Below are 22,877 nucleotides of genomic sequence, written 5' to 3' on the forward strand. Positions count from 1 at the left end.
GCGGCGGGATCAGCCGGGCCGCAGCATGGAGCCGGGCAGCGCGAAGATGCGTTCGGCGCCCAGCATATAGGCCATCAGCGTCTCGCGCCGGAAAAGCCCCTGATAGGCGCGGTCGAGCACGTTGAGCGACCCGGTATAGGCGCCGAAAGCCGGCATGATCATGCGGCCGCCATCGCCGACGAAACAACGCCGCCTGACCGAGCGGCCGCGCTGAACGATCCGGGCGCAGGGATGCAGGTGGCCGGCAATCTCGCCCTCGACGGCGGCCCGCGACGGCTCATGGCGGAATAGAAGCGAGGCTACCGCCAGTTCGCGAACCGTTTCGCCAGGCAGATCCGCCGGTGCATCGGGATCATGATTGCCCGCCACCCAGAACCAGTCGCGGCCGGCGATCAGCCCTTGCAGCCGTTCCCGGAAGCTTGGATGAAGGCGCTCTGCCCCTTGGCCATCATGAAAGGAATCGCCGAGGCTGACCACGATGGCGGGCTGATAGTCCGCGATCACCGCCTGCAGCCGGAGCAGCGTCGCTTCGGTATCATAGGGTGGCAGCAGCGCGCCACGCCTTGCATAGGAGGAGCCTTTCTCCAGATGCAGGTCGGACACGGCAAGCAGCCGGAGATCGGGGAAATAGAGCACGCCGCGCGGATCGCAGACCGCGCATTCCCCGGCAACCCCGACAAGGCCGGTATCAGCTATCGATCTTGCCAGCGCGGCCGCAGTCATTTCCGCTTCATGCCCTTTTCCTGAATGGTTCGGCGACCGTAGTCCGCCGTTCCAACGCCCTGGCGTTCGCTGCGCGCCGGTTTCGATGCTGTGCCGCGGATGGTAACCTTCGGTCCGTTGCGGGCAGGTCCCTCCGGCGCCGCATCCCCCATCGCTTCCTGCACCAAATCTGCAGCTTCCATCAGCAGCGATTCGTTCGCTCCGCCATTGACCGTTTCCCTGCCGATTTCCAGCATGATCGGCACGGCCAGCGGCGATATTTGTTCCAGTTCCTTATGCATGATTCGACCGCGGATGCGCGAGAGCATGTCCCCAAGTCTGCTGACATCCAGCAATCCCGCCGCCGCATCGGCCCGCGTCGCCTGCATGAGAATGTGGTCCGGCTCATGACTGCGCAGCACGTCGTAGATGAGGTCGGCCGAAACGGTGACCTGCCGGCCGCTCTTTTCCTGCCCGGGAAAGCGTTTCTCGATCAGCCCCGAAATGACCGCACAGTTGCGGAACATGCGCTTCAACATCCAGGAATCGTTCAGCCAGGCGTCGAGATCGTCACCCAGCATGTCTTCGTCGAACAGGTTCGCCAAGGACGGCGTTCCTGACTTGAACAGAGCTCCCATGTCGTCCAGCGCCCACACGGCCAGCGCGTAGTCGGTAGCGACGAAGCCGAGCGGGCGGGCGTTGGCGCGTTCCAGACGCCTTGTCAGGAGCATGCCAAGCGTCTGATGCGCCAGCCGGCCTTCGAACGGGTAGCACACCATGTAGTGGCGGTTGCCGCGCGGGAAGGTTTCGACCAGCAGGTCGCCGCGGGGCGGCAGAACGGATTTCTCCTTCTGCAGGCGCAGCCAATCCGACACCTGTTCCGGCAGAACGTTCCAGCGAGCCGGATCGGCCAGCATGCCGCGCACCTGATCGGCAAGGTAGGTGGAAAGCGGAAACTTGCCGCCAGCATAGCTCGGCACGATGATCTGCGCGCCGGCGCCGCCATTGGAAACGACGCATTCGTTCTCGCGGATGCCTTCGAAACGCAGCACCTTGCCGGCGAAAAGAAAGTTATCGCCGGGCCGCAGCGTCTCGGCGAAATATTCCTCGACCTTGCCGAGCACCGACCCGCCGCGCCCCACCATGCCCCTGCCCTGGCGGACGTAACGCACGTTCAGTTCCGGCATCTCGACGATCGTGCCGACATTGAGCCGATATTGCTGGGCGACGCGCGGGTGCGTGACGCGCCACAGCCCTTCTTTTGTCCTGCGGATGCGGGCATAGCGCTCGTAGCTCTGCAGCGCATAGCCCCCGGTGGCGACGAAGTCGATGACGCGATCGAAGGTTTCGCGGCCCAGCCAGGCATAGGGCGCGGCGCTGGTGACTTCACTGTAAAGCAGATTAGCGTCGAACGGCGCGGCGCATGCGGTGCCCAGCACGTGTTGCGCGAGAACGTCGAGCGCGCCATCCAGCAGCGGCGGCGTATCCTGCGCGCCGAGATAGTTGGCATCGAGCGCGGCACGGCATTCCAGCACCTCGAAGCGGTTGGCGGGAATGAGAACCGCCTTCGACGGTTCGTCCATGCGGTGGTTGGCGCGGCCGATGCGCTGGGCCAGCCGGCTCGCGCCCTTCGGTGCCCCGACATGAATGACCAGATCGACATCGCCCCAGTCGACGCCGAGGTCGAGCGTCGAGGTGGCGACGATGGCGCGCAGGACGTTGTCGGCCATGGCCTTCTCGACCCGCCGCCGCTGGCCGACATCGAGCGAGCCGTGATGCAGGGCAATCGGCAGTGTGTCCTCGTTGACACGCCATAGCTCCTGGAACAGCAATTCAGCCTGGCTGCGGGTGTTGACGAACAGAAGCGTGGTCTTGTGCCGCTTGATCGCATCATAGATTTCCGGAATGGCATAGCGCGCCGAGTGGCCGGCCCATGGCACGCGTTCATCGGAATCGAGGATGGATATTTCCGGCTTGGCACCGCCGGCAACGGTGATCAGGCCGGCCATGGGCCCGGAGGCATCCTGTCCCACCAGCCAGCGCCGCAACTCGTCCGGCTCGGCCACCGTGGCGGAAAGGCCGATGGCGCGCAGGTCCGGCTGAAAGGTTCGCAAGCGCGCCAGGCCGAGCGACAGAAGGTGCCCGCGTTTGGACGTGACCAGCGAGTGCAGTTCATCCAGCACGACGTAGCGCATATCCTCGAAGAAGCGGCGGGCATCGGTGCCGGCGATCAGCAAGGCCAGTTGCTCAGGCGTGGTGAGCAGGATATCAGGCGGCGCCAGCTTCTGGCGCTGGCGTTTGTGAGCTGGCGTGTCGCCGGTGCGGGTTTCGATCGAGATGGGCAGCCCGATCTCCTCGACCGGCTTGCCGAGATTGCGCTCGATATCCACCGCCAGCGCCTTTAGCGGCGAAATGTAGAGCGTGTGGATGCCGCGATGCGCTTCACCGGGCTTGCGTTTTGGCCGCGCCGCCAATTCTGTGAGCGACGGCAGGAAACCGGCAAGGGTTTTGCCGGCCCCGGTCGGCGCAATCAGCAGCGTGGATTGTCCTGCCTGAGCGCGCGCCAGCAATTCGAGCTGATGCGGACGCGGCGACCAGCCCTTCTGCGCGAACCATCGGACGAAAGGGTCTGGCAGCAGGGCGGCGGCATTGTCGTTGACAAGGGTCGGAGCGACGGTCACGCGATTGACGTAGCGCGGCGAAGATCAAAGACCAAGGAAAATCTGGAACAAAGCGTGATCGGGATCGATCGTTAAATTTGTACGGTCCGATGCAACTGTCGATTTCCAGATATGGTCTACGCTCGCTTTGTGGGCGACATCGTTACATTCCGAACGCCATTGCGAAACCGCGAAGCAAATCTCAAGCGGCTTCATCGCCATTTCGTAAAGGTTTCGCCCCGAGAACCCAGACCAAGACGTCTTCCCCAAGTAATAGGGAAGACGATTCGAGCTGGATTTCTATTCGGGAGTGCAGCCCTCATTTTTTGGTACTTTTTCAGCTCTCCTTTCGAAGTCGTCAAACAAGCGCAGCATCTTCTTGCCGCTCCTGATTGCGCCGCCGCGCGCGCCGTTGGCTTGGCACCTGCACGACGCGGGCAACCAGGTTATTGGCCATCACATGACGCTGACAATGACGGGATCGCTTGCGAGCCCTATCCTCGTTAAACGGTCGCGACCACGATCAGGCCCTGCACGGGCTCATTGCGATCTTGCCGGATGGTCTTTTCGTCCAGCGACAATACGGAGAGACCACTAGCCGCCAGCACCTGGCGCAGATAGACCTTTGAATGGGCATAACGGCGCGACGGCTGCAGCGCGAAATTACCCTTGTCCGCCAGTTTCTCGACCGAAAAGGCAAACAGGCCCTTGTCCGCCAGCGCGCCGGCAATTTTGCGGACCACATGCTCAAGCGCGCCGACATACATGAAGACGTCGGCGGCAGCGACGAGATCCGGCTCAGGACCATCATAGCGAAAATCCTGCAGGTCGGCCTTTTCCAGCCTGTCGTAAATGCCCTTCGCGCGTGCCTTGCGCAGCATCTCGGCGGAAATGTCGAGGCCTTCCAACCGATCGACCATGGGCCGGAGCTTTTCACCCATCAGGCCGGTTCCACAACCAAGATCGAGGGCCAGGCGGAAGCGGCGCTCGCCCTGGGCGCGGATGGCTTCGGCCAGAAATTCCGGCACGCGGTAAGCCAGCTTGTCGACCAGCGAAGCGTCGAAACTGTCGGCATACTGGTCGAACAGCGCCTCGACGAAAGCGCTGGGCGGGGCCTCGGCTTGCTCAGCCTTGCCGATCAGCGCCAGCTTCAGCGCCGCGCCCGGCCTGTCCGTCGGCTCAAGCTTCAGCGTCATGCGCCAGGCTTCGGCGGCCGCGTCGAGCACGCCCGCAGCTTCCTGCATCTCGCCAAGGCGAAACCAGCCCATCGCCCAGCCGGGCGCAAGCTCCAGCGCGCCAAGCATCAGTTCGGCCGCGGCCGCTTGATCACCGGAGGCATAGAGCATCTCGGCATAATCGGCACGCCGGTCGGCTAAAACGTCGCCGGACGAAGCCTGGAGCGGTTTCATGGATTGAGGTTCCGGCGGCGGGATCGCCGCGCGCTCCTATGATCCCGGCAAGGCGGATTTGCAAGATGGAGTCAGCAGGCCGCAGGCAATGTCTTCCCGCCGGGGAATAAACACCTATCTTCCAACCATGCGCGCCAAGGATCTGCTCTGCCCTCGCCCCGAAGGGCTTTACTGCCCACCCGGCGATTTCTTCATCGATCCGGTGCGGCCAGTGAAGCGCGCGCTGATAACCCACGGCCATTCCGACCATGCGCGATCCGGGCATCAGGCTGTGTTGGCAACGCGGCAGACGCTGGACATCATGGCGCTGCGCTATGGCGAGGACTTTGCCGGAACGACGCATGCGGCAGGGCTGGGCGAAATGACCCCTATCAACGGCGTTTCCGTTACTTTCCATCCAGCCGGGCATGTGCTCGGTTCAGCGCAGATCGCGGTCGAACACGAAGGCATCCGCATCGTCGCCTCGGGCGACTACAAGCGCATTCCCGACGCGACCTGCCAGCCTTTCGAAGTCGTGCCTTGCGATGTTTTCATCACCGAGGCGACCTTCGGCCTTCCGGTATTCCGGCATCCACCGGACCAAGAGGAAATCGCGCGGCTGCTGAAGTCGATCGAGCAGTTTCCCGAACGCGCCCATCTGGTGGGCGCCTATGCACTGGGCAAGGCGCAGCGCGTCATGCGCCTCATTCGCGATGCCGGTTATGACAAGCCCATCTACATTCATGGCGCACTGGCAAAACTGAGCGAATACTATCGGAGCCAGGGCATCGATCTCGGCGTTCTTGAACCGGCTACGGTCGAGAAGGGCGGCAAAGGCGAATTCGCCGGCGCCGTCGTCATCGGTCCGCCATCTGCCTTTCTGGACCGCTGGGCACGGCGCTTTCCCGACCCTGTCTCCTGTTTTGCCTCGGGCTGGATGCGCATCCGCCAAAGGGCCAAGCAACGTGGCGTCGAACTGCCACTCATCATCTCCGACCACTCCGACTGGGACGAGCTGACGGCGACGATCCTGGAGACCGGCGCAGGCGAGGTCTGGGTCACGCATGGCCGCGAGGAAGCGCTGGTGCGCTGGTGCGAACTGCAAGGGATCGCGGCCAAGCCGCTGCATCTCGTCGGCTATGAAGACGAGGGGGATTGAGCGTGAACCGCTTCGCCGAACTCCTTGACCGGCTGGTGCTGACGCCGTCGCGCAACGGCAAGCTGAAGCTGCTCAGCGATTATTTCCGCGCGGTGGAGGACCCCGACCGCGGGCTGGGGCTGGCCGCCATCACCGGCGACCTGAACATCGCCGCGGTCAAACCGGCCATGTTGCGGGCGCTTGTGGCCGAGCGCATGGACCCGGTGCTGTTCGGCTATTCCTACGACTATGTCGGCGATCTCGCCGAGACGGTCTCGCTGGTATGGCCGACGCCGTATGACAGCATTCCGGACCGCGAGCCCAGCCTTGCCGAAGTCGTCGAAAAGCTGCAGTCCGCCAGCCGGTCCGACGGGCCGAAAGTGCTGGCCGGGCTACTGGACAGCGCCGGTATCGCGGCGCGTTTCGCCATCATCAAGCTGGTCACGGGCGGGCTGCGCATCGGTGTCTCGGCCCGGCTGGCCAAGCAGGCGCTGGCCGATTTCGGCATGGTGGATGTCGCCGAGATCGAGGAGCTCTGGCACGGGCTCGAACCGCCCTATACCGAACTTTTCGCGTGGCTTGAAGGCAAGGCGCCGAAACCGGAGAAGGCGGCGAAGGCGCTGTTCCGGCCGGTCATGCTGGCGCATCCGGTCGAGGACAGTGACCTGGCCAAGCTCGACCCGGCGGACTATGCGGCGGAATGGAAGTGGGACGGCATCCGCGTGCAGGTTGTTTCGGAGGGCGGGATTACCCGGCTTTATTCCCGCACGGGCGACAATGTCGCCGGCGCCTTTCCCGATCTTGCCGACGCCGTCGATTTCGATGCGACGCTGGACGGCGAGCTGCTGGTTGGATCTCCCTCGGCGACCGGCACCTTCTCCGATTTGCAGCAGAGGCTGAACCGCAAGAGCGTGTCGCCAAAGATGCGCGAACGCTATCCGGCTTTCGTGCGCTGCTATGATTTGCTCCAGCACGAGGGTGAGGATTTGCGCGGACTGCCGTTCCGCGAACGGCGCACACGGCTAGAGGCCTTCGCCGAAACCCTTGATCCCACGCGCTTCGACTTGTCGCCGCTGGTTGCCTTCACCGCATGGCCGGAACTGGAGGCCCTACGCTCGGCGCCGCCGCACCCCATTATCGAAGGGGTGATGCTGAAGCGGTGGGATTCCGCCTATGTGGCCGGACGACCCAAGGGCCCATGGTTCAAGTGGAAACGCGATCCGCATACGGTCGATGCGGTGCTGATGTACGCCCAGCGCGGTCACGGCAAGCGCTCAAGTTTCTATTCCGACTACACGTTCGGCGTCTGGTCGGGGCCGGAAGGCGGCGAGGAATTGGTGCCGGTCGGCAAGGCCTATTTCGGCTTCACCGACGAAGAGCTGAAGCAGATCGACAAATATGTCCGCGACAATACGATCGAGCGCTTCGGGCCGGTACGATCGGTGCGCGCCGACAGGAAGAACGGGTTGGTGCTGGAAATCGCCTTCGAGGGACTGAACCGCTCGACGCGCCACAAGTCCGGCGTCGCCATGCGCTTTCCGCGTATCTCGCGACTGCGCTGGGACAAGCCGGCGGCGGAAGCCGACCGCATCGAGACACTGCAGGACCTGCTCGATTGACCCCTATTCGACCACCGAAACCCGTATCTGGTAGATATCCACCGACTTGCCCTGCTTGTCGAAATCGGAGCTGATGGCGATGGTTCCGGCTGCGCCGGGGTGTACGTCCGGCAAGCGGACATCGAAAAGATATTCGTTCTTCTCATGGCCGACCGCGTAGCGCTTGCGGCCGCAATCGCCCAGTTCGCCGAAATTGCAATCCACCGAAATCTGCGTGTCCTTGCCGTCCTCGGCGCGGGCGACGATGTCGAACACGGCGTGCTTGCCGGCAATTTGCTCCAATATACCCTGGCCGACATCGAAGCTTACCGCCGAGCCGGAACTGCCGGAGCGTATCCGCAGGAACGAACCGGAATCGTCCTGCAAAACATCGGCCTTCGCGTCGGAGGGCGCCGAAACCAATGTCGGATCGCTTGGCGTGAAAACGTCGATCCAGTTGCGGGTATCATTGGCTTCACCGGGTTTCAGCGGCGCCGCGTCGTTCCCGCCTGCCCCGCTTGCCTGTGTCGCAGACGACTGGCCGGCTCCATCCGGCATTTTCAAAATGCCGGACTGAACCGCCCACCACAGACCCGCACCGATAGCGACAAGCACTGCGACGCCGGCTAGCGCACCTGTTGGGAACCGCCTGCGCGCACGGCGCGGATCGCGGTCCGGCGCTACGGCACCGGCTGCGGTTTCCGGCCGCTGCGAACCCGGCAGCGGCCTGTCCGGAACGATGTCCGGCAGCACGCGGCCGCCAGCGGCGGAGCGTTCCAGCGACGGTTCGCGTCGCTCGTCGATCGACGGCGCGGAGCCGGTGGCCGAAACCGGCGCATCCACCGAGGGGGCGTTGCCACCTTCATGGGCTCCCATTGGCGCAACCGCCGGCAGGAATTCCGATTCGATCTCGGCAATCTTGGCCTGCATCGCCTTGCGGCGCTTGATGGCATTTTCCACCGTGATGCCGGGATTGGCCTGAAGCGCCCTGTCGAGCGCGGCAAAGGCCGACCGGTAGACTTTCTCGCGAAATGCCCGGTCGTCGGCGTCGCCTTTCTCGAAGGCGCTGCGAATCGCTTTTTCGATGGCGTCCAAGAACGGTTCCCTTCACCGATCACGTACTTATGATCGTTAGCCCCAGCAAGCCGATCAATCAACGGTCGACGATGGATAAGGTGCCATGCCGGCAAGATAAATCTCGGCACACGCCAATCCTGCATCGCACCCGGCCGCGGCAGCGCCAAGCCAGCAAGACGGCACCGAACTGTCGAAATTTGCCATTCCAGGTCATGACGCCCGAGATGCCCCGGGCAATCCCCTGGCTGCCACATCGTCAGTCATTGCGCGCTTCGAGCGGGTTCTCTCCTCTCGAAGCATTTCCCCCGCCAGTGGGCTCAACTTTTCCGGCCGACAATACCCGAGGCTGGCGCCCGAAATCGGGTTTGCAGCACCCACGACTGTCCTGTATTGAACCTTACGTTTACGGAAACGTCAGAATGGAGGGCCGCCTTGGCATTGCCGGATATCCTGCGAAAAACCCTGCGCATTCCGGTGGTCGGCGCGCCGCTGTTCATCATATCGCATCCGCCGCTGGTGCTGGCGCAGTGCAAGGCTGGAATCGTCGGTTCCTTTCCGGCGCTGAACGCGCGGCCGGAAGCCCAACTCGACGAATGGCTGGCGGAGATCACCGAGGGGCTCGCAGCGCATGACGCCGCCAATCCCGGACGCCCGGCAGCGCCCTTCGCGGTGAACCAGATCGTCCATAAATCCAATGCCCGGCTGCAGCACGACCTTGGCCTCTGCGTCAAATACAAGGTGCCGATCGTCATTTCCTCGCTCGGCGCCGTCGAAGAAGTCAACCAGGCCATCCATTCCTATGGCGGCGTTGTGCTGCACGACATCATCCACGACCGGCATGCCCGCAAGGCAATCGAGAAGGGCGCCGACGGGCTGATCGCGGTCGCAGCCGGCGCCGGGGGCCATGCCGGCACGCTGTCACCCTTCGCGCTGGTGCAGGAGATCCGCCGCTGGTTCCAGGGTCCGCTGCTGCTTTCCGGCGCCATCGCAAATGGCGGCGCGATCCTCGCCGCCCAGGCGATGGGCGCGGACATGGCCTATATCGGCTCGCCCTTTATCGCCACGCAGGAAGCGCGGGCCGTTGAGGCTTACAAACAGATGATCGTCGATTCCAACGCCGCCGACATCGTCTCTTCGAACCTGTTCACCGGGATTTCCGGCAACTACCTGAAAGGCTCGATCCGGGCGCAGGGGCTCGACCCTGACAATCTGCCTGTGGCGGATCCGTCCAGAATGAACTTCGAAGAAAGCGCGGCGAAAGCCTGGAAGCACATATGGGGCTGCGGCCAGGGCGTTGGCGTTGTCGACGCCATCGTGCCGGCCGCGGAACTGGTCGACAGGCTGGCCCGCGAATATGCGCAGGCAAAAGCCAGGCTCACCGCCTGACGGCAAGGGCGCGACGCGGCAGCGAAGCCAACGGCGCACTTGCCATGATCGAGCCAAGGAAAGGCAACAACGCATCTTGAATTTGCGCGGGGTTGCGTCTATCACCGCCGCATCTTGGACGGCGACAGCCTCCGGGCCGCTTTAGCTCAGTTGGTAGAGCACATCATTCGTAATTAGCGGGTCCGCTAGAGAATGACGTTCGAAGCCAGTGCGTTGGGGCTGGTGAGTGAAAGTTAGTAGGGCCATAGTATGGCCAGTGTGAAGGGTTAAGCCGCTTTAGCTCAGTTGGTAGAGCACATCATTCGTAATGATGGGGTCAGGTGTTCGAGTCACCTAAGCGGCACCACACTTCAGCAAGTAACTCAGGTTCGCATCTCACCGTGCACGCTCTGTAGCTCTTTTTCAACTTCGGCGTGAACAGGCTGATTAATTGTCGGTCTTGTGGATTACTACGAGGATTGCGGTAATCAGGAAGATCGCTCGATTTTGCTGTTGCGATAACATGCAAAAAAACTCCTGATGCAAGGGAGGATAGCATGACAACGATACGAGCAATCACACCAATCGATATCACCGGCCTGCGGCCACTTTCGCCTAAGACGTCTATGCCCGAACTTAGGGCGGTCGATCCGCGTACTTTATTCGTGGACGGCGCTTACCAGCGGTCTATTGCAGAGCGCGGTCGCCGTCAGATACTAAAGATTATCGAGAATTTTTGCTGGACGCGATTCAAGCCTCCGGTGTGTGCCTATGGTCCATATGAGGGCAGGCAAGTCCTCATGGTGCTTGATGGCCAACACACGGCGATCGCCGCTGCGTCTAATCCCCATATTCATGAAATACCGATTATGGTCGTTGAAGCGCCACGAACGGCGGAGCAAGCTGCGGCATTCGTCGGACAAAATACGGAAAGGGTTGGAGTCACCTCGCTACAGCTTTTCCGGGCAGCCATCGTTGCTGAAGATGAGGATGCCTTAACGGTAGAGCAGGTTTGCCGACGAGCGGGCGTTACTGTCCTGAGCATGCCGCCAAGCCACGCAAAATACAATGCGAGGGAAACGGTTGCGATCTCGACGCTACGTGGCCTAATAGTCAGACAAACTGCTGTGGGCGCTCGGCAGATAATGGAAGTGCTCGCAAATGCCGAACTCGCGCCGATCACGATGCATCATATCCGAGCGGCGGAGTTTCTGATGACCGACAAGGATCACGCTCAAAAGTTTGATCCGGAGGATTTGTCAAAGGCGATATTTGATCTATTCCTCGTCGCTGAGGACGAAGCAAACATTCTCGCTCATGCGCATAGAATGCCATATTTCAAAGCGTTAGCAGCGGTATGGTTTCGCAAGACCAAGAAGCGTCGGTCGCCCATATCCGTAGCGGCTTAGCGGAATAAAGCGCGGGTCGATCACCGGCCCGCGCTCAGTTGCCGCCTGACAGCCTTCCGAACGCGATACCAATACGTCTGCTCCGCACCGTCGCTATCATACCACGCGCGCTCGTGGCGGGCGAAAGCCTCAAATTCCGGGTCGGGATAATTGGCGATAATGTCGTCAGCCACGCGGGCGATGTTGTCGGCAGGGATCAACCTCGGCTTTATCGAGTCGGTCCAGATCGTCCACAGCACGAGGCCGACGAAGATGACGGCCTGCCCGCCGAAGAAGATCATCAGCAGCCACGAGAAGGCTTGACCGAATATATCCCACATCGCACCACCCCAGACCAAGTGCGATGTAGCCTATAGTCAACAATCGTAAATCGAAAGCAGAAATGAGACTCATCGTCCGTGGGCTTATCGTCTGCGTCCTCGATCAATGGCACGCATGGAAGACGTGTCCGCGATACTTGCCCGAAACATTAAAGGAGCCCGGAAGCTCCTAGGCTGGTCCCAAGAGGAACTTGCAGACCGTGCAAAGATCGACCGTACCTATGTCTCCGGTATCGAACGGCAGGTGCGAAACCCGACGATTACCGTCGTCGCCAGGTTCGCGCAGGCACTTGGGACCACGACGGCGGACCTGTTGACTGACCGGACTGGCTGACGTCCTACCCCGCGCAAACCACGCCGCCGCCCATAACCCCGCCATGCTGGCCTTCAGAGCGCCCCACAGGCGTGTTTTGCCCTGCACGGCTACACACCAGCGCCACCCGTTGCGCGGCCCTCAAAGGGCGTCAGAGGGGCCGCGCGGCGGGCGGTTAGGCCTTGGGGCCCGCCGCCCCCGGTTTGATGGGGTTTGGCAGGTTTGTGCGCTGCCTAGCGGGCAAATAAAACCCGGCAAACCGGCACAAACCGGCCCGCCTTTCACCCACTTCAAAACGGAGCGCTCTGGGGATGCTCCAGTTCCTCTTGACGCTGACCCACTTCGAGCACTCGGTAATGTTTAATGCCAGAGCTGTCGGTCTCGGCCTTCAGGATCAGGCCACCCGCAATCCGACCCATATGCCTGCGGAGGAATTTCCCCGCACTACGCGTGTTGAACACCCTGCCGTTGGTGCTGGCGATCAGTTCATTGATAACAGCCTGCGCTCCTTCGTGGCCTTCATCCTGGGCCATATGGGCGACTTCGCTGAGGCTCAATTGTCGGTCCTTGAATACGTCCCGCCAGAGCCGCAGGAAATCAACCAACACTGCCTTGTGTGGGTCGTCGGCCATCACCAGTTCGCGGGTAAGCGCTGGGTCAGGCTGATCGAGCCAAACAAGGGCTTCGCGGATCAGCCCCCACTGTTCGAACGAGCCGATTTTCTTGAGCGGTCTTGGCCGTCCCGCCACAATGTAGGCTCGCAGAACCGTTAGTGCCGCGACGACAAGCTGGTGTCGCATTGCAGTTGTTTCAGCGATGGCGTCGAAACTGTATTCGATCTGATCAGGCCGCTCCTCGCCGGTGTCGATCCGGCAAAACAGAGTCCGGCGCGTAACGTCGCCGGCGAGCTCAAGATTGTTGCCGGTCGCGATCACAAGGCTCCCCGTGGGTACATTGGCGACTTCGGAGCGACCGAGAATGCGCGGCCTCACCTTTTCTTGGGTCAGCATCGTGCAAAGGAAGTCGCCCTCTATTGGACGGTCGCAATTGTCGATGACAATGACGGGGTCGCCGGCCATCAGCACAGACGACAGCCGCTTTTCGTTCTCTTCGTCCGATTTGCCTTGCGACATCATCGCCGGTTTATGCCCGGTCGCGATAATGCACACGATTTCGGAAAGCAGCGACTTTCCGGACCCGGCAGTAGGCGCATCGATTGCGAACAATGGAGCCGAAGGGAACATGCGCCGCACGAGTGCCGTCATGACTGCGGCAAGCGCGACACTGCGGTGGGGTTCACCGTCGAACCGGACTTCGCGGAATGGTCGCCTAAGCAGTCCCAAAGAAGAGCGGGCGGCGTCCTCAGTCGGGTGATCTGGAATTCGGGCAAACTCTGTACGTCCCGGATCGTACAAAAGACCGGTCTCGCGATCATAGCCCTTATCCTGAAGGACGGACCCATCCGCCCGAAGTGTCGGTGCCTGAATGACGCCCTTTAGAAACCGCAGATTCCAACTGCCCACGCGAGCGAGGTAGGCCGTGGCGGCCTCAGTCGGCGGATCGACGAGAACCAGCCCCTTTTTCTGCCGTCTAGCCCATCGGGCATGACGAGCGAACTGTTCGCGAAGCCAGGTGGATGTTACCGTTTGCAGCACCAGCGCCCCGGTTTCACGTTTGATGCCATCGCTTTCTGCGGTCGTCACGATACGCGCAACGCGCACGAGAGACTCGAAGCGCTGGAAAATATCGACACCCTTTTCGATCAGCGCTTGTTCGGCCCTGTCGACGGCCTGAGGAAGTTCACCGGGCCGAACGACTATGGCGTTGGGGTCAACACCATCGTAGTCGTCCCCGACGCCAAGCCACTTCCGCAAGGTCTTTTCCATCGGCTCGATGCCGAGAAACTCGCACAGAGCGGGCAGCCCCCACGTTTCCTCGGCCGCATCAAACTTCTCTCGGCTCGCGGTAGCCTTGCCACCGCGTTTGCCCGCTTCCTCGTCTCCAGCAAGCGACGCAATATGCGCGACCCAGCCATCAATCTCCGCGTCGGTGAATCCCGCACGAATAAGTGTGCCCGTGAGCGCCAGACATATATTGTCGCGATTTCCTGAACCGCGCGGATATCGCTTTAGAATCACGGCGAGGGCGGCGACGCACCCGGCATATCGCTCCAGTTCCGCTGTATCAGTTTCTGCAATACGGCGCGGATCGTCGTTCCAGCGGAGAAGTTCACCATTCGGATGAACGGACGGCGGCACCATGGTTTGCAGCTTGTCGCCACGCAGTTCGAGCACCGTCGCCTTATCGGTATCAAAAAGGTTCTGCGCCGTAGCAGGGATTTGAAAACGGATATTCTTGCGCAATTCCCCCTTCGCGAAGCGATGGCTGTTCTGCGAGGTGGCTCGGCCGAAGCTTGGCAAATGGCCGAGCACGACGTTGGCTACCTTGGAGGCTTCCGCCCAATCGAAGTCGAGATCGATCAGGCCACCCGAGCGGTCGCCGAGCGCGATGCCGACATTGCTTCCCGGCCCATAGGCCATGAACACATCGACATCATCCCTTTCCGCGACACTTCCCCACTTGCCTTTCGGGGCCTTTTCGCGGGCTGGGAGCACAAGTGGCTCCCAGCCCAGAGATTTGTAAAAGACGGCGGCATCGCCGGGTGAAACGAATTGTTTTTCGGAAGTGAGGTTGAAATCAATCATGACCTTCGCCTCCGGGCATACGGCCAGATTCGAGCGATGCTTCAACGTCGGACCTGCGATAGAGAACGCGTCCACCCACCTTGTACCAAGGCAGGTTATTTCCGCGTCCCCGGAGTCTCGCCTTTTCGAACGTGGATGTGCTCCGCTTGGTTAGCCAAGCGACTTCTTTCGTGCAGAGCCATTCGTCTGCTTGCGCGCGTGTTTGCATATCAGGATGTGCCATCTGGCCACTCCACCTTTGGGCACGCGCCATCGAAAGGCGGGCGTGCCGAATTGATGTTTGGGTGAGTGACTTCGGCGCTGGCTTCGGCCCGCATAGAAGCGGGCAACTCCCGTTAGCTTACGAGACCTCCGCGTTGTCCTGGTCTCGCCGACTTGGTCCCGGACTGCTACCGGCCTCGCGGGTGTCAAACCGCTTTAGGTGTATCGCTCGCCGGAAAACCGGAGAGGAACGCGCTTCCAAGCCCGATCAAGATACGAGGTGGAAAAGACAAAGACAAGAAGGGCCTGCGGGGTGTGAAATGCGGTGCAAGCCGATCCAACATTCTGCTTGCCATCGTCGCGGATGAAGGGCCTCAAAGCCTCGTGGGCACATCCCATTCGGAGAGTTCGTTACATAGCCGTTGCACCGCTTCGGCCTCCAGCGCCTGCCTGACGTTGTCAATTTCTGCGCCATAGTTGTTGCCGTGCTTACGGAACATCTCGCAAAGGACGCTGGCGGTCGTCCGCACTTCGCCAGCGGTGGTGCAACCCAGAACCTCACGCGCCGCGAGCGTTGCAAGTTCGGGGACCGTGCGGGGCGCACACCTTGGGGCACCAGCGCATAAGCGCAGCGCTTGCATCTCGACGTCGCAAATTTCCCGCTGCCTTTGTCGCCGCATAAACAGCAGCGCCCGCTCCATATCCTGACCATTCCGCGCCGCTGGTCCGATCAGCGCCGTCATCGCCGTTTGAAGCCGTTCCGCCTGAAGACCCTCGCTCGCGTCGGTCGTGTGGGCATTGATGACGGCCATCAGGACCCGTTCCAGAACGCTTGTGCCATCGCCGAAAGCTGCGACGTAAGTGGAGTCACTAACTGACATTGGCAAGCTCCAATATCCGGGCCGCGACCAGTTCAACCGGCACGCGCAACCGTTCGGCATTGACCACGATGTAGCCGCCCGTGACGTCGCCGTTGGCGCGGTGGTTCAGGAGCCGCTTGAGCGCGTAGTAGGGGACGTCAAGGCTTTCGGCGATGGTGATAAAGGTGCGGCGCAGATCATGCAGGGTGAAGCTGACGCCTGACCCTGTGGTGACGCGGAGCAGAAACTTTTTGGTCTCCACGAGGTGACCGTTCTTGCCGGGGCCGGGGAACACCCAAGGTGAGCCGTCCGCCGCCTCCTTGCGCTTGGTCAGCAGGTCCGCAAGGAATGCCGACAGCGGCAGGTTCAGCGGGTCGCCATTCTTGGTGGTGGGCAGGTGCAAGGTCCGCGCTTGCAGGTCCACGTTGTCCCAGCGCAGCTTCAGCAGTTCGCCCCGGCGCATTCCCGTGAACAGTGCCGTCAGTAGAAAATCGCGGGAATAGTCCGGCTCAGCCATGACGGCTTTCCACCACATGGGCAGGTCCAGCGCGGTGACCAAGGTTTGCCGACGCCGCTCGCGATACCATGCCCGCGCCTGCGAAAGAATCAGCACGGGATTCGGCGGGAAGTCGTCCTGGGTGGCGGCAATGAAATTGTAGACCGAGCGCAGATGCCGCATCGCATTGTTGGCCGTCACCTCGCCATGCGTCTTGGCAATCTCCTGATGCTTAGCCAGCACCATTTGTCGGGTTATCTGGTTCATGGGCTTCTTGCGCCATGCCTTCAGGTAGAGCTTGGCGGTGCGCCCGTAATTGCTGACGGTGTGCGGTGACAGTTTATTGCGCGCCTCGAAGAAGCGTTCGAAGGCCACGGCCAGAGTGACGCGCTCTACCGTCTCCTTGCGCTTTTCTTCGTTGGGGTTGCGGCCCTCGGCCATTTCGCCCAGCAGCGCCAGTGCCTTCTTGCGGGCCACCTCCGGCGCAAACAGGTCTGCACGACCAATGGTGACGCGGCGGGTGTCGCGGTTCACCTGCCCCTCGGCGAAATAGACCTTGGAGCGGCTGCCTACCCTAAGGCCGAAACCAGAAAGCAGCGTATCACGGTAAAGGATTTGGCCGCTTGCCGAGAACGGTATGTCATCAATGGCGCGGCGGGTAAGACGTAGGTTAGGCATTTGAGACCTCCTGTTGGCCTCAACTCAAACTAACCAAATCATCTTTAAAATACAAGCAATATCAGATATTTATCTAGCATTTGCTAGTCTGGTCCAGCACAATGAAACGCCGTCCAACGCCTGCGCACGCGCGATCAGACGCACATGAGCATCGGCAGCTTCAGTTTAGCCCGCGTAGCACAGTGGCATCAGCCTGCGGTGAGCGATGTCAGGCCGATAGCAGGCAGGGTGACGTCGCCCTAAGACACGAACACTTCCGAGCGATGATAAGCCATATAGTTGCACTTTTGCGGACTGAAACTATTCGTTCGCCAAATTGCGGGTGCCTCGGCAAACCCAAACCGCTCCATTACAAGCTGATCAAAGCCGAGTCGGCGCAAGTCTCTTTGATCAACGCGGGGGGAGACAAGAACTTCGCCATTGTCTTCGAAGCTAATGAACCCCCGATCAAAGAGCAGGTCCGCGTCGGGCGTTAGCAGAAGCCCATTATCACCGTCGAGACGCTCCTGGGCAGAATGACATGACCGCCATGGCTTTATGTGACTAGCGATCAGCAACGTAGGATTGGTAATGCCTGTCAATCGGCACTCGCTTTCGACACTCTCAACATTTGCCCGAAAGGCACCCTGTCCGCGCCTTGCCAGAATGACGCTCTTTTTGGTCGTATCTTCGAGTTGCATGTCGTCAGCGATCTGGCGCTGAACGGTATCCTCAAGAAGCTCGATGACCACTTCATAGTTGAGGCTATTCGAACCGCCACGACCGAGCATTTCCCGACTGAATGTCGTGCCAGCAGTTAGAACATCGAACATCGGCTCTGGAATGCCTGCAAGATAGGCCTTCTGATTGCCACCGCCCGTAACCGGATTAAGTGGCGAGTAGCGGGAAGGCAGAAACGGCCTAATGGCTTCTAGTAAAGCTCTTGGGCGCACCGGCGGAAATAGCGGCGTCCAGAAAACCGGAAGGAGCCATCCTTCATTACTCCAATAGGCGCCGGTGTCGCCGAACTCCTCTGGCTTCGGGGCGGTAAAGGCAAACTCGGCTACCCTGCCAACGTGCCGTATCATTTGGTCGGCATAGGAGAGAACAAGGTCGCCCGGCGACGCGCGGCGCATGTTGTTGTAAAACTCGCTTCGCGCACCATTACTTTCCGTTTTTGGAGACCAAAGGTACTGGCCCTCAATCTCCTGCCGGACTGTCTGTTTGTGATTTACCCACCAGAACTGGCGCATATGTGGCTAGGTACCCGATAGGCTGAGGCATGAAGCATGCGATCGCTCCATCATCAGCCTAATTGCCCTGGCACTAAGCGGCAACCCTCACCACGGATTCGCCATTTGGCCGAACCTTCGGCTTCACCTTACGCCCAACAACGTGAGTCATTGCGGCCGTTGCGACCGCTTCAGCCACCGGGACGGGGACGGCATTTCCAACCTGCTCGTAATGTCGACCTAAACTCGAACCTGCAAATAGGAAGCAATCGGGGAAGCCTTGAAGACGAGCAGCTTCACGCACGGAGATTGTCCGGTCTTGCGTGGGGTGAATATAGGCGCCCCAATGAGGATCGCATTTTGTAAGAATCGTCGAGGCCAGCCCCTCTTTTGCGAGGCGACCGTATCGTTTCGTATGGTCCGAAAGGCGTGCGCGCTGCATACCGGCAGGCAACAAGTCACGGGGAATATCGCGCCAGTTTCCGCCTTCGGGCACATGTATAATACGCTGAAGGTTCACTTTGGTCAGCCCGTGGCAGACATGATTGAAGAGTTTGCGCGTGCCCTTCCTAGACTCACGTTGGAACCCTGAAAATGGCTTGGTGCTGCCGCGATGTGAGACTAGTTCACCACCGCCATTTGGAATTGAGGGCAGATCGCCGATGGCGTTCTGCACCGTCACCAAACGCTTAAGCCGTTTTCCATTTGAATCCGACTTCACACCCGGCTTGGACGCTGATCTGTGAGTAGCGGCAGGGATCATCTCAGCGGGACTGCCCACCCGGCTCCCAACAATGAAAACACGGCGCCGGACTTGCGGTGTTCCGAATTCCTCTGCTGATAGGACCTTTACAACGCATTCATAGCCGAGCGTCTTAAGTTCGGTCCTGATCTCTTGGATTACGCTGCCGTCGCCTATGGTGAGGATGCCCGGCACATTCTCCATCACAAGCGTTTTTGGCTTCAGGCCTTTTACGAGGCGAAGGTAGTGTTCAAATAAGCGCGCTCGCGAATTCTTCTCCGACCGTTGGTGATTGTTGTAGCTGAAGGATTGGCAGGGGGGACCGCCGATAAGGCAGTCCAACTCTCCGGGTACGAGACCGCACTCGCGCAAGACTATTTCGGTGGTGAGCGATGAGACCGGGCCTTCGAAGAATACAGCCTCGCCGAAGTTAAGCCGGAACGTAGCGCCGGCATCTGGATCGATATCATTTCCGCCAATGACGTTCCATCCGGCCTTCCGGAATCCCACAGCCAGACCGCCAGCGCCGGCAAATAAGTCGACACAGGTGGGCGCCCCACTCTTCAGCTTTAGCGAAGCAGGGTAGATCGTTAGCTCTTGGGATTCCTTCGCCTTCTTATGATCCACGCGGCCTCCACGACGCCAATACCCTGGTGTGAATCACCGAACGCTTATTGGAACAAATATAGAACAATTGCAAGGATATTTATAGCCCGGAATGGGTTATCAAGCGGTAAATGAAGAGTGGCTTGACCAGATTGCCATCGTTTGCTACGTACTTGCCATAGCAAGCGATGAGAGGAGATACATGTGGACGCCACGGTAACGGAATTGAAGCCCAAGACTCGGAAATACGTCGAACGCATTGGCGGCAGGGACTGGGATTTGGAGGAAGTCGAGCTTGACGTTTACGATGACGTCACTCTCTGGTCGGAGAACCCACGCCTTCAAAACCTGCTCGCGCCGAGCGGGCTGAAGTCCGAACTCCAATTGGAGGCGGCTTTGCAGAACTCGCGGGGCTATGACACTTTGTTGAAGTCCATCGAAGACATCGGGCAGATGGAGCCCGTGTATGTGCAGCGCTTCGATGACATGTCGAAGGCTCTGGTGCTTGAGGGGGCGACCCGCCTCACCATCTTTCGGCAACTTGATCGAAAGTTCACCAAGGGGATCAAGGAGGGCAAGTTCCGCCGTATCCGCGCGAAGTTGCTTCCTCCAGAATTCGGTGAGCGTGAGAGGACGATTCTTCTCGCCCGCATCCATGTTCGTGGAACCGGCGTGCGGGACTGGGGGCGCTATATTGAGGCGAGGTTCATCCATGAGGCCGTTGTGGGCACTGCCACGTCGGGCGCGCTCATGAACGTTTCAGAGATGGCTCAGCACATGGAGAAGTCAGTATCCTGGGTACAGCGGCTCAGGGATGCGTACACCTTTGCGCACGCCTACGTGGTTCACGTCGATGAGGACGAGGGCATGGGCGAAAAGATCGCCGCCGAAAAATTCAGCGTGCTGGAAGAGATCAGCAAGGCCAGGGTGATCGGATCACAACTCAGGGAATACGACAACCCGAACTTTGATAGCCTCCGGGCCGACGTGTTCGACATGGTGCGCAATGAGGCCTTCAAGGAGTATCGAGATGCAAGGTTTCTGAAGGAGTTCTATGACGACCCGGAGAAATGGGACCAGTTGAAATCCGGCGAGAAACACGTAGCGGGCAGGTTGGCGCTGGAGATCAAGTCTAACTCAAGCAGCGTTAAGGCCAAGATCGCTTCCATCGGGCAGCAGGTAGTGCGCTCGCTTGACCGTGATGAGGGCGACTTGGGTGAAGACGAGATTAAGCTGCTTAATCAGGCTGCTGCGCAGATCGAACAGCACCTTATGCCAGGCGTGCGGCCGTTCAGGGTATCGCTGAGGAAATTTACCATCTCCCTCACGGAGGTGAGCATGGCAGACGTGAAAGCTCTTGACCCGAGTGACGTGGAGGAATTCCGCGAAGCCCTCGAATACTTCGATCAGCTCTACCTAAAGCACGGCAAGGCGACCTAACATGAATCTCATGCAGCATCAGCGGGAGGGCGTCGCCTTCCTGACGGCCGAACGCGCGGGTCTCCTCGCGTTCGAACAAGGGCTTGGCAAGACCTTGGTGGCCATCGACTCTTTTCGCCGCCTCGTCGCCGAGGGTAGCGTAGATAAGATGCTAGTGATCTGCCCCAATTCCCTCAAGCGCAATTGGGTGGCTGAGATCGACAAGTTCGCTCCTGGCCTCACTGCCGAAATCGCCGAGGGCAGTGCAAGGGCGAGGAGACACATTTTCGCCAACTCGCCCGCCAAGGTGATCATTACAAGCTACGAGACTGCTAGGGTAGAAGTGACCGCCATCTTAGCGCTGGTCGCTGCGAACCGGATAGCGCTTGTGCTTGATGAGTCGCATACGGCAAAAAACTGGCGCTCGCTGACATCGTTGTCGATACGGCATTTTGCTCCCCACTGCGAGTACCGCTGGCTCCTTTCGGGCACTCCAGTCACAAACACGCCTGCCGACCTATATACTCAGGTGGAGATCATTTCGCCGGGAGCGCATTCGCTCGGATCGCTAGAAACGTTTATGGCAAGAGTGGAGGACGATCCGAGCGCCGGATTCGCCAAACCCGTTCTGGACCGGCTAATCTTGCGCCGGACCAAAGAGCAATGCCTCGATCTTCCGGCCAAGTCCTTCACCGATATTGTGGTCGAACTGCCGCCTTGGCAGCGCAAACTCTATGATGAAATGCGCACCCAGATGGTGTGCGACATTCAGGCGATGTCCGGCGAACAATATAGGGCCTTTGCTTCAACTGCGCTCGCGCAGCTTACCCGCCTCAGCCAGTTAGCCAGCAATCCGGCATTACTCTTGCCAAATGCGAGTCAGACGCCCGCCAAGTTCGAAGTTCTCGACGGCCTCGTCAGCGACATAATTTCGGTTCCCGGTCGCAAGGTAATTATTTGGTCCACGTACATTAAGAACATTGAGTCGCTGCTTGCCCGGTTTTCCGAATACGGCGCCGTGGCTATCTATGGTGGGGTGGAGGCGACCGAGCGCCAAGAAGTCGCCGCGCGCTTCCAAGACAATGCCGATACGAGAATTCTTATCGCGAACGCGGCCGCTGCGGGCACCGGTTTTACGCTGACATCGGCCAGCTTCACCATCTATGAATCGATGTCCTGGCGCTACGATCATTATGCTCAGAGCCAGGATAGGAATCACCGCATTGGGCAGACCCAACCGGTGAGCTACCTCCGGCTGGTGGCCGCGGATACCATAGATGAAGCTATCGCCAAGGCTTTGGAGCGTAAGTCGGGCATGGCGCGAAGTCTGCTGTCCGACACCGACGCCCCTCAAGCACTTTCCCGGCTCTCGCCTCAAGAGATGTGTGGTTTGATCGCAAACAATCAGTTTCCGGACTGATCGGAATAGCCCGACAGGAAGATGATGGCCGATAGGATATCGAAGGCTCAACGCAGCGCAAACATGCGCAAGATCAAGGGTAAGGACACCGCCCCTGAACTCGTGGTTCGACGAGCGGTCCACGGACTGGGATTTCGATACCGGCTTCACCGGCGGGATTTGCCTGGCAACCCCGATCTCGTCTTCGGCCCCCGACGTAAAGTGATCTTCGTCCACGGGTGCTTTTGGCACCAACACTCCGACTGCCGCGCCGGTCGCATCCCGGAGGCTAACGCCACATATTGGAAGCCGAAACTTCAGCGGACAATAGAGCGCGACCGGAGAAATATCGCTGCACTCGAAGATGCGGGGTGGCGAGTACTAGTCTTGTGGGAATGCGAGATCACTACTTCCACGACCGCCATCGAGCAGATACTTCGACACTTCCTTGGCGAGGCCGGAGCCAAATGAGGCAATGCTATTACTGTTCCATCTCTCAGCCTACCGAATCAGCAGTAGAAACAACCACTAATTTTTGGGCTCAAAATCTTGGTTTTTTGCATTTGCTGCATCTTAGGTCCTGGTGCGCG

At 60.1% G+C, this 22,877-nt stretch carries 19 protein-coding genes, 1 tRNA gene and 1 pseudogene; 10 read left to right on the forward strand and 11 right to left on the reverse strand.

All coding sequences use genetic code 11. The features are described 5' to 3' along the window. Nucleotides 1-9 precede the first annotated feature (9 nt). Together pdeM and J2X35_RS09655 are read right to left on the reverse strand one after the other, a co-directional pair. Complete coding sequence (gene pdeM / locus J2X35_RS09650) at nt 10-723, reverse strand: ligase-associated DNA damage response endonuclease PdeM (RefSeq protein ID WP_310184640.1); 714 nt, start codon at nt 721-723, stop codon at nt 10-12. Next, nucleotides 720-3,383 carry a ligase-associated DNA damage response DEXH box helicase gene (locus J2X35_RS09655; protein ID WP_310184642.1) on the reverse strand — a complete coding sequence of 888 codons (2,664 nt, stop codon included), beginning with the start codon at nt 3,381-3,383 and terminating at the stop codon, nt 720-722. The genes pdeM and J2X35_RS09655 overlap by 4 nt, the downstream gene beginning before the upstream one ends. Nucleotides 3,384-3,494: 111 nt before the next feature. Between J2X35_RS09655 and J2X35_RS09660 the strand changes: the two genes are divergently transcribed. Continuing rightward, complete coding sequence (locus tag J2X35_RS09660) at nt 3,495-3,869, forward strand: excalibur calcium-binding domain-containing protein (RefSeq protein ID WP_310184644.1); 375 nt, start codon at nt 3,495-3,497, stop codon at nt 3,867-3,869. On the opposite strand, the gene J2X35_RS09665 is transcribed toward J2X35_RS09660, so the two are convergent. Further along, complete coding sequence (locus J2X35_RS09665; protein ID WP_310184646.1) at nt 3,866-4,771, reverse strand: methyltransferase domain-containing protein; 906 nt, start codon at nt 4,769-4,771, stop codon at nt 3,866-3,868. The genes J2X35_RS09660 and J2X35_RS09665 overlap by 4 nt on opposite strands. Before the next feature lie 127 nt (nt 4,772-4,898). Here J2X35_RS09665 and J2X35_RS09670 point away from each other — a divergent pair, with 127 nt between their 5' ends. Then, on the forward strand, nt 4,899-5,909 hold the full coding sequence (locus tag J2X35_RS09670) for a ligase-associated DNA damage response exonuclease (RefSeq protein ID WP_310186088.1): 1,011 nt from the start codon (nt 4,899-4,901) through the stop codon (nt 5,907-5,909). Between the two features lie 2 nt (nt 5,910-5,911). Next, nucleotides 5,912-7,507 (forward strand): cisplatin damage response ATP-dependent DNA ligase, encoded by a 1,596-nt coding sequence (locus J2X35_RS09675; RefSeq protein ID WP_310184647.1) that lies wholly within the window; start codon nt 5,912-5,914, stop codon nt 7,505-7,507. A 3-nt stretch (nt 7,508-7,510) separates the two neighbouring features. Here J2X35_RS09675 and J2X35_RS09680 read toward each other — a convergent pair whose 3' ends face one another. Beyond that, nucleotides 7,511-8,581, reverse strand: a complete 1,071-nt coding sequence (locus tag J2X35_RS09680) for a hypothetical protein (protein WP_310184649.1) — start codon at nt 8,579-8,581, stop codon at nt 7,511-7,513. Between the two features lie 414 nt (nt 8,582-8,995). Between J2X35_RS09680 and J2X35_RS09685 the strand changes: the two genes are divergently transcribed. From J2X35_RS09685 to J2X35_RS09695, 3 genes are all read left to right on the forward strand, one after another. Next, entirely contained in the window at nt 8,996-9,949 is a 954-nt protein-coding gene (locus J2X35_RS09685) for a nitronate monooxygenase family protein (protein ID WP_310184651.1), read from the forward strand. A 270-nt stretch (nt 9,950-10,219) separates the two neighbouring features. Then, nucleotides 10,220-10,295: transfer RNA gene (locus J2X35_RS09690), tRNA-Thr, on the forward strand. 190 nt (nt 10,296-10,485) lie between these two features. Further along, nucleotides 10,486-11,337: a DUF6551 family protein gene (locus J2X35_RS09695; RefSeq protein ID WP_310184652.1), complete on the forward strand. Its 852-nt coding sequence runs from the start codon at nt 10,486-10,488 to the stop codon at nt 11,335-11,337. Nucleotides 11,338-11,357: 20 nt separating this feature from the next. Here the strand turns inward: J2X35_RS09695 and J2X35_RS09700 are convergent, their stop codons facing one another. Then, nucleotides 11,358-11,657 carry a hypothetical protein gene (locus J2X35_RS09700; protein WP_310184654.1) on the reverse strand — a complete coding sequence of 100 codons (300 nt, stop codon included), beginning with the start codon at nt 11,655-11,657 and terminating at the stop codon, nt 11,358-11,360. A gap of 115 nt (nt 11,658-11,772) precedes the next feature. On the opposite strand from J2X35_RS09700, the gene J2X35_RS09705 reads away from it, so the two are divergent. After that, complete coding sequence (locus J2X35_RS09705) at nt 11,773-11,991, forward strand: helix-turn-helix transcriptional regulator (RefSeq protein ID WP_310184655.1); 219 nt, start codon at nt 11,773-11,775, stop codon at nt 11,989-11,991. 269 nt (nt 11,992-12,260) lie between these two features. Here the strand turns inward: J2X35_RS09705 and J2X35_RS09710 are convergent, their stop codons facing one another. From J2X35_RS09710 to J2X35_RS09735, 6 genes and pseudogenes are all read right to left on the reverse strand, one after another. Continuing rightward, nucleotides 12,261-14,675: a bifunctional DNA primase/polymerase gene (locus J2X35_RS09710; protein WP_310184657.1), complete on the reverse strand. Its 2,415-nt coding sequence runs from the start codon at nt 14,673-14,675 to the stop codon at nt 12,261-12,263. 575 nt (nt 14,676-15,250) lie between these two features. Further along, nucleotides 15,251-15,688 (reverse strand): hypothetical protein, encoded by a 438-nt coding sequence (locus J2X35_RS09715; RefSeq protein WP_310184659.1) that lies wholly within the window; start codon nt 15,686-15,688, stop codon nt 15,251-15,253. A 58-nt stretch (nt 15,689-15,746) separates the two neighbouring features. Continuing rightward, nucleotides 15,747-16,673, reverse strand: a complete 927-nt coding sequence (locus J2X35_RS09720) for a tyrosine-type recombinase/integrase (RefSeq protein WP_310186090.1) — start codon at nt 16,671-16,673, stop codon at nt 15,747-15,749. A gap of 18 nt (nt 16,674-16,691) precedes the next feature. Continuing rightward, nucleotides 16,692-16,910: pseudogene (locus J2X35_RS09725) on the reverse strand (hypothetical protein); the annotation flags it as partial. 239 nt (nt 16,911-17,149) lie between these two features. After that, a complete protein-coding gene (locus tag J2X35_RS09730; RefSeq protein ID WP_310184661.1) occupies nt 17,150-18,142 on the reverse strand; it encodes an HNH endonuclease in 993 nt (330 codons plus the stop codon). 73 nt (nt 18,143-18,215) lie between these two features. Beyond that, nucleotides 18,216-19,490 carry a DNA cytosine methyltransferase gene (locus J2X35_RS09735; RefSeq protein ID WP_310184663.1) on the reverse strand — a complete coding sequence of 425 codons (1,275 nt, stop codon included), beginning with the start codon at nt 19,488-19,490 and terminating at the stop codon, nt 18,216-18,218. A gap of 183 nt (nt 19,491-19,673) precedes the next feature. On the opposite strand from J2X35_RS09735, the gene J2X35_RS09740 reads away from it, so the two are divergent. The 3 genes from J2X35_RS09740 to J2X35_RS09750 are packed head-to-tail and all read left to right on the forward strand — an operon-like array spanning nt 19,674 to nt 22,758. Next, entirely contained in the window at nt 19,674-20,909 is a 1,236-nt protein-coding gene (locus J2X35_RS09740; protein ID WP_310184665.1) for a hypothetical protein, read from the forward strand. A 1-nt stretch (nt 20,910) separates the two neighbouring features. After that, the gene (locus J2X35_RS09745; RefSeq protein ID WP_310184667.1) at nt 20,911-22,308 is read left to right on the forward strand and encodes a DEAD/DEAH box helicase; all 1,398 of its coding nucleotides are present in this window, start codon (nt 20,911-20,913) and stop codon (nt 22,306-22,308) included. 24 nt (nt 22,309-22,332) lie between these two features. Continuing rightward, nucleotides 22,333-22,758, forward strand: a complete 426-nt coding sequence (locus J2X35_RS09750) for a DNA mismatch endonuclease Vsr (RefSeq protein WP_310184669.1) — start codon at nt 22,333-22,335, stop codon at nt 22,756-22,758. Nucleotides 22,759-22,877: the final 119 nt, after the last annotated feature.

The organism is Mesorhizobium sp. BE184 (genome assembly GCF_031457045.1).
In the GTDB taxonomy this organism is placed as follows: Bacteria; Pseudomonadota; Alphaproteobacteria; order Rhizobiales; family Rhizobiaceae; genus Mesorhizobium.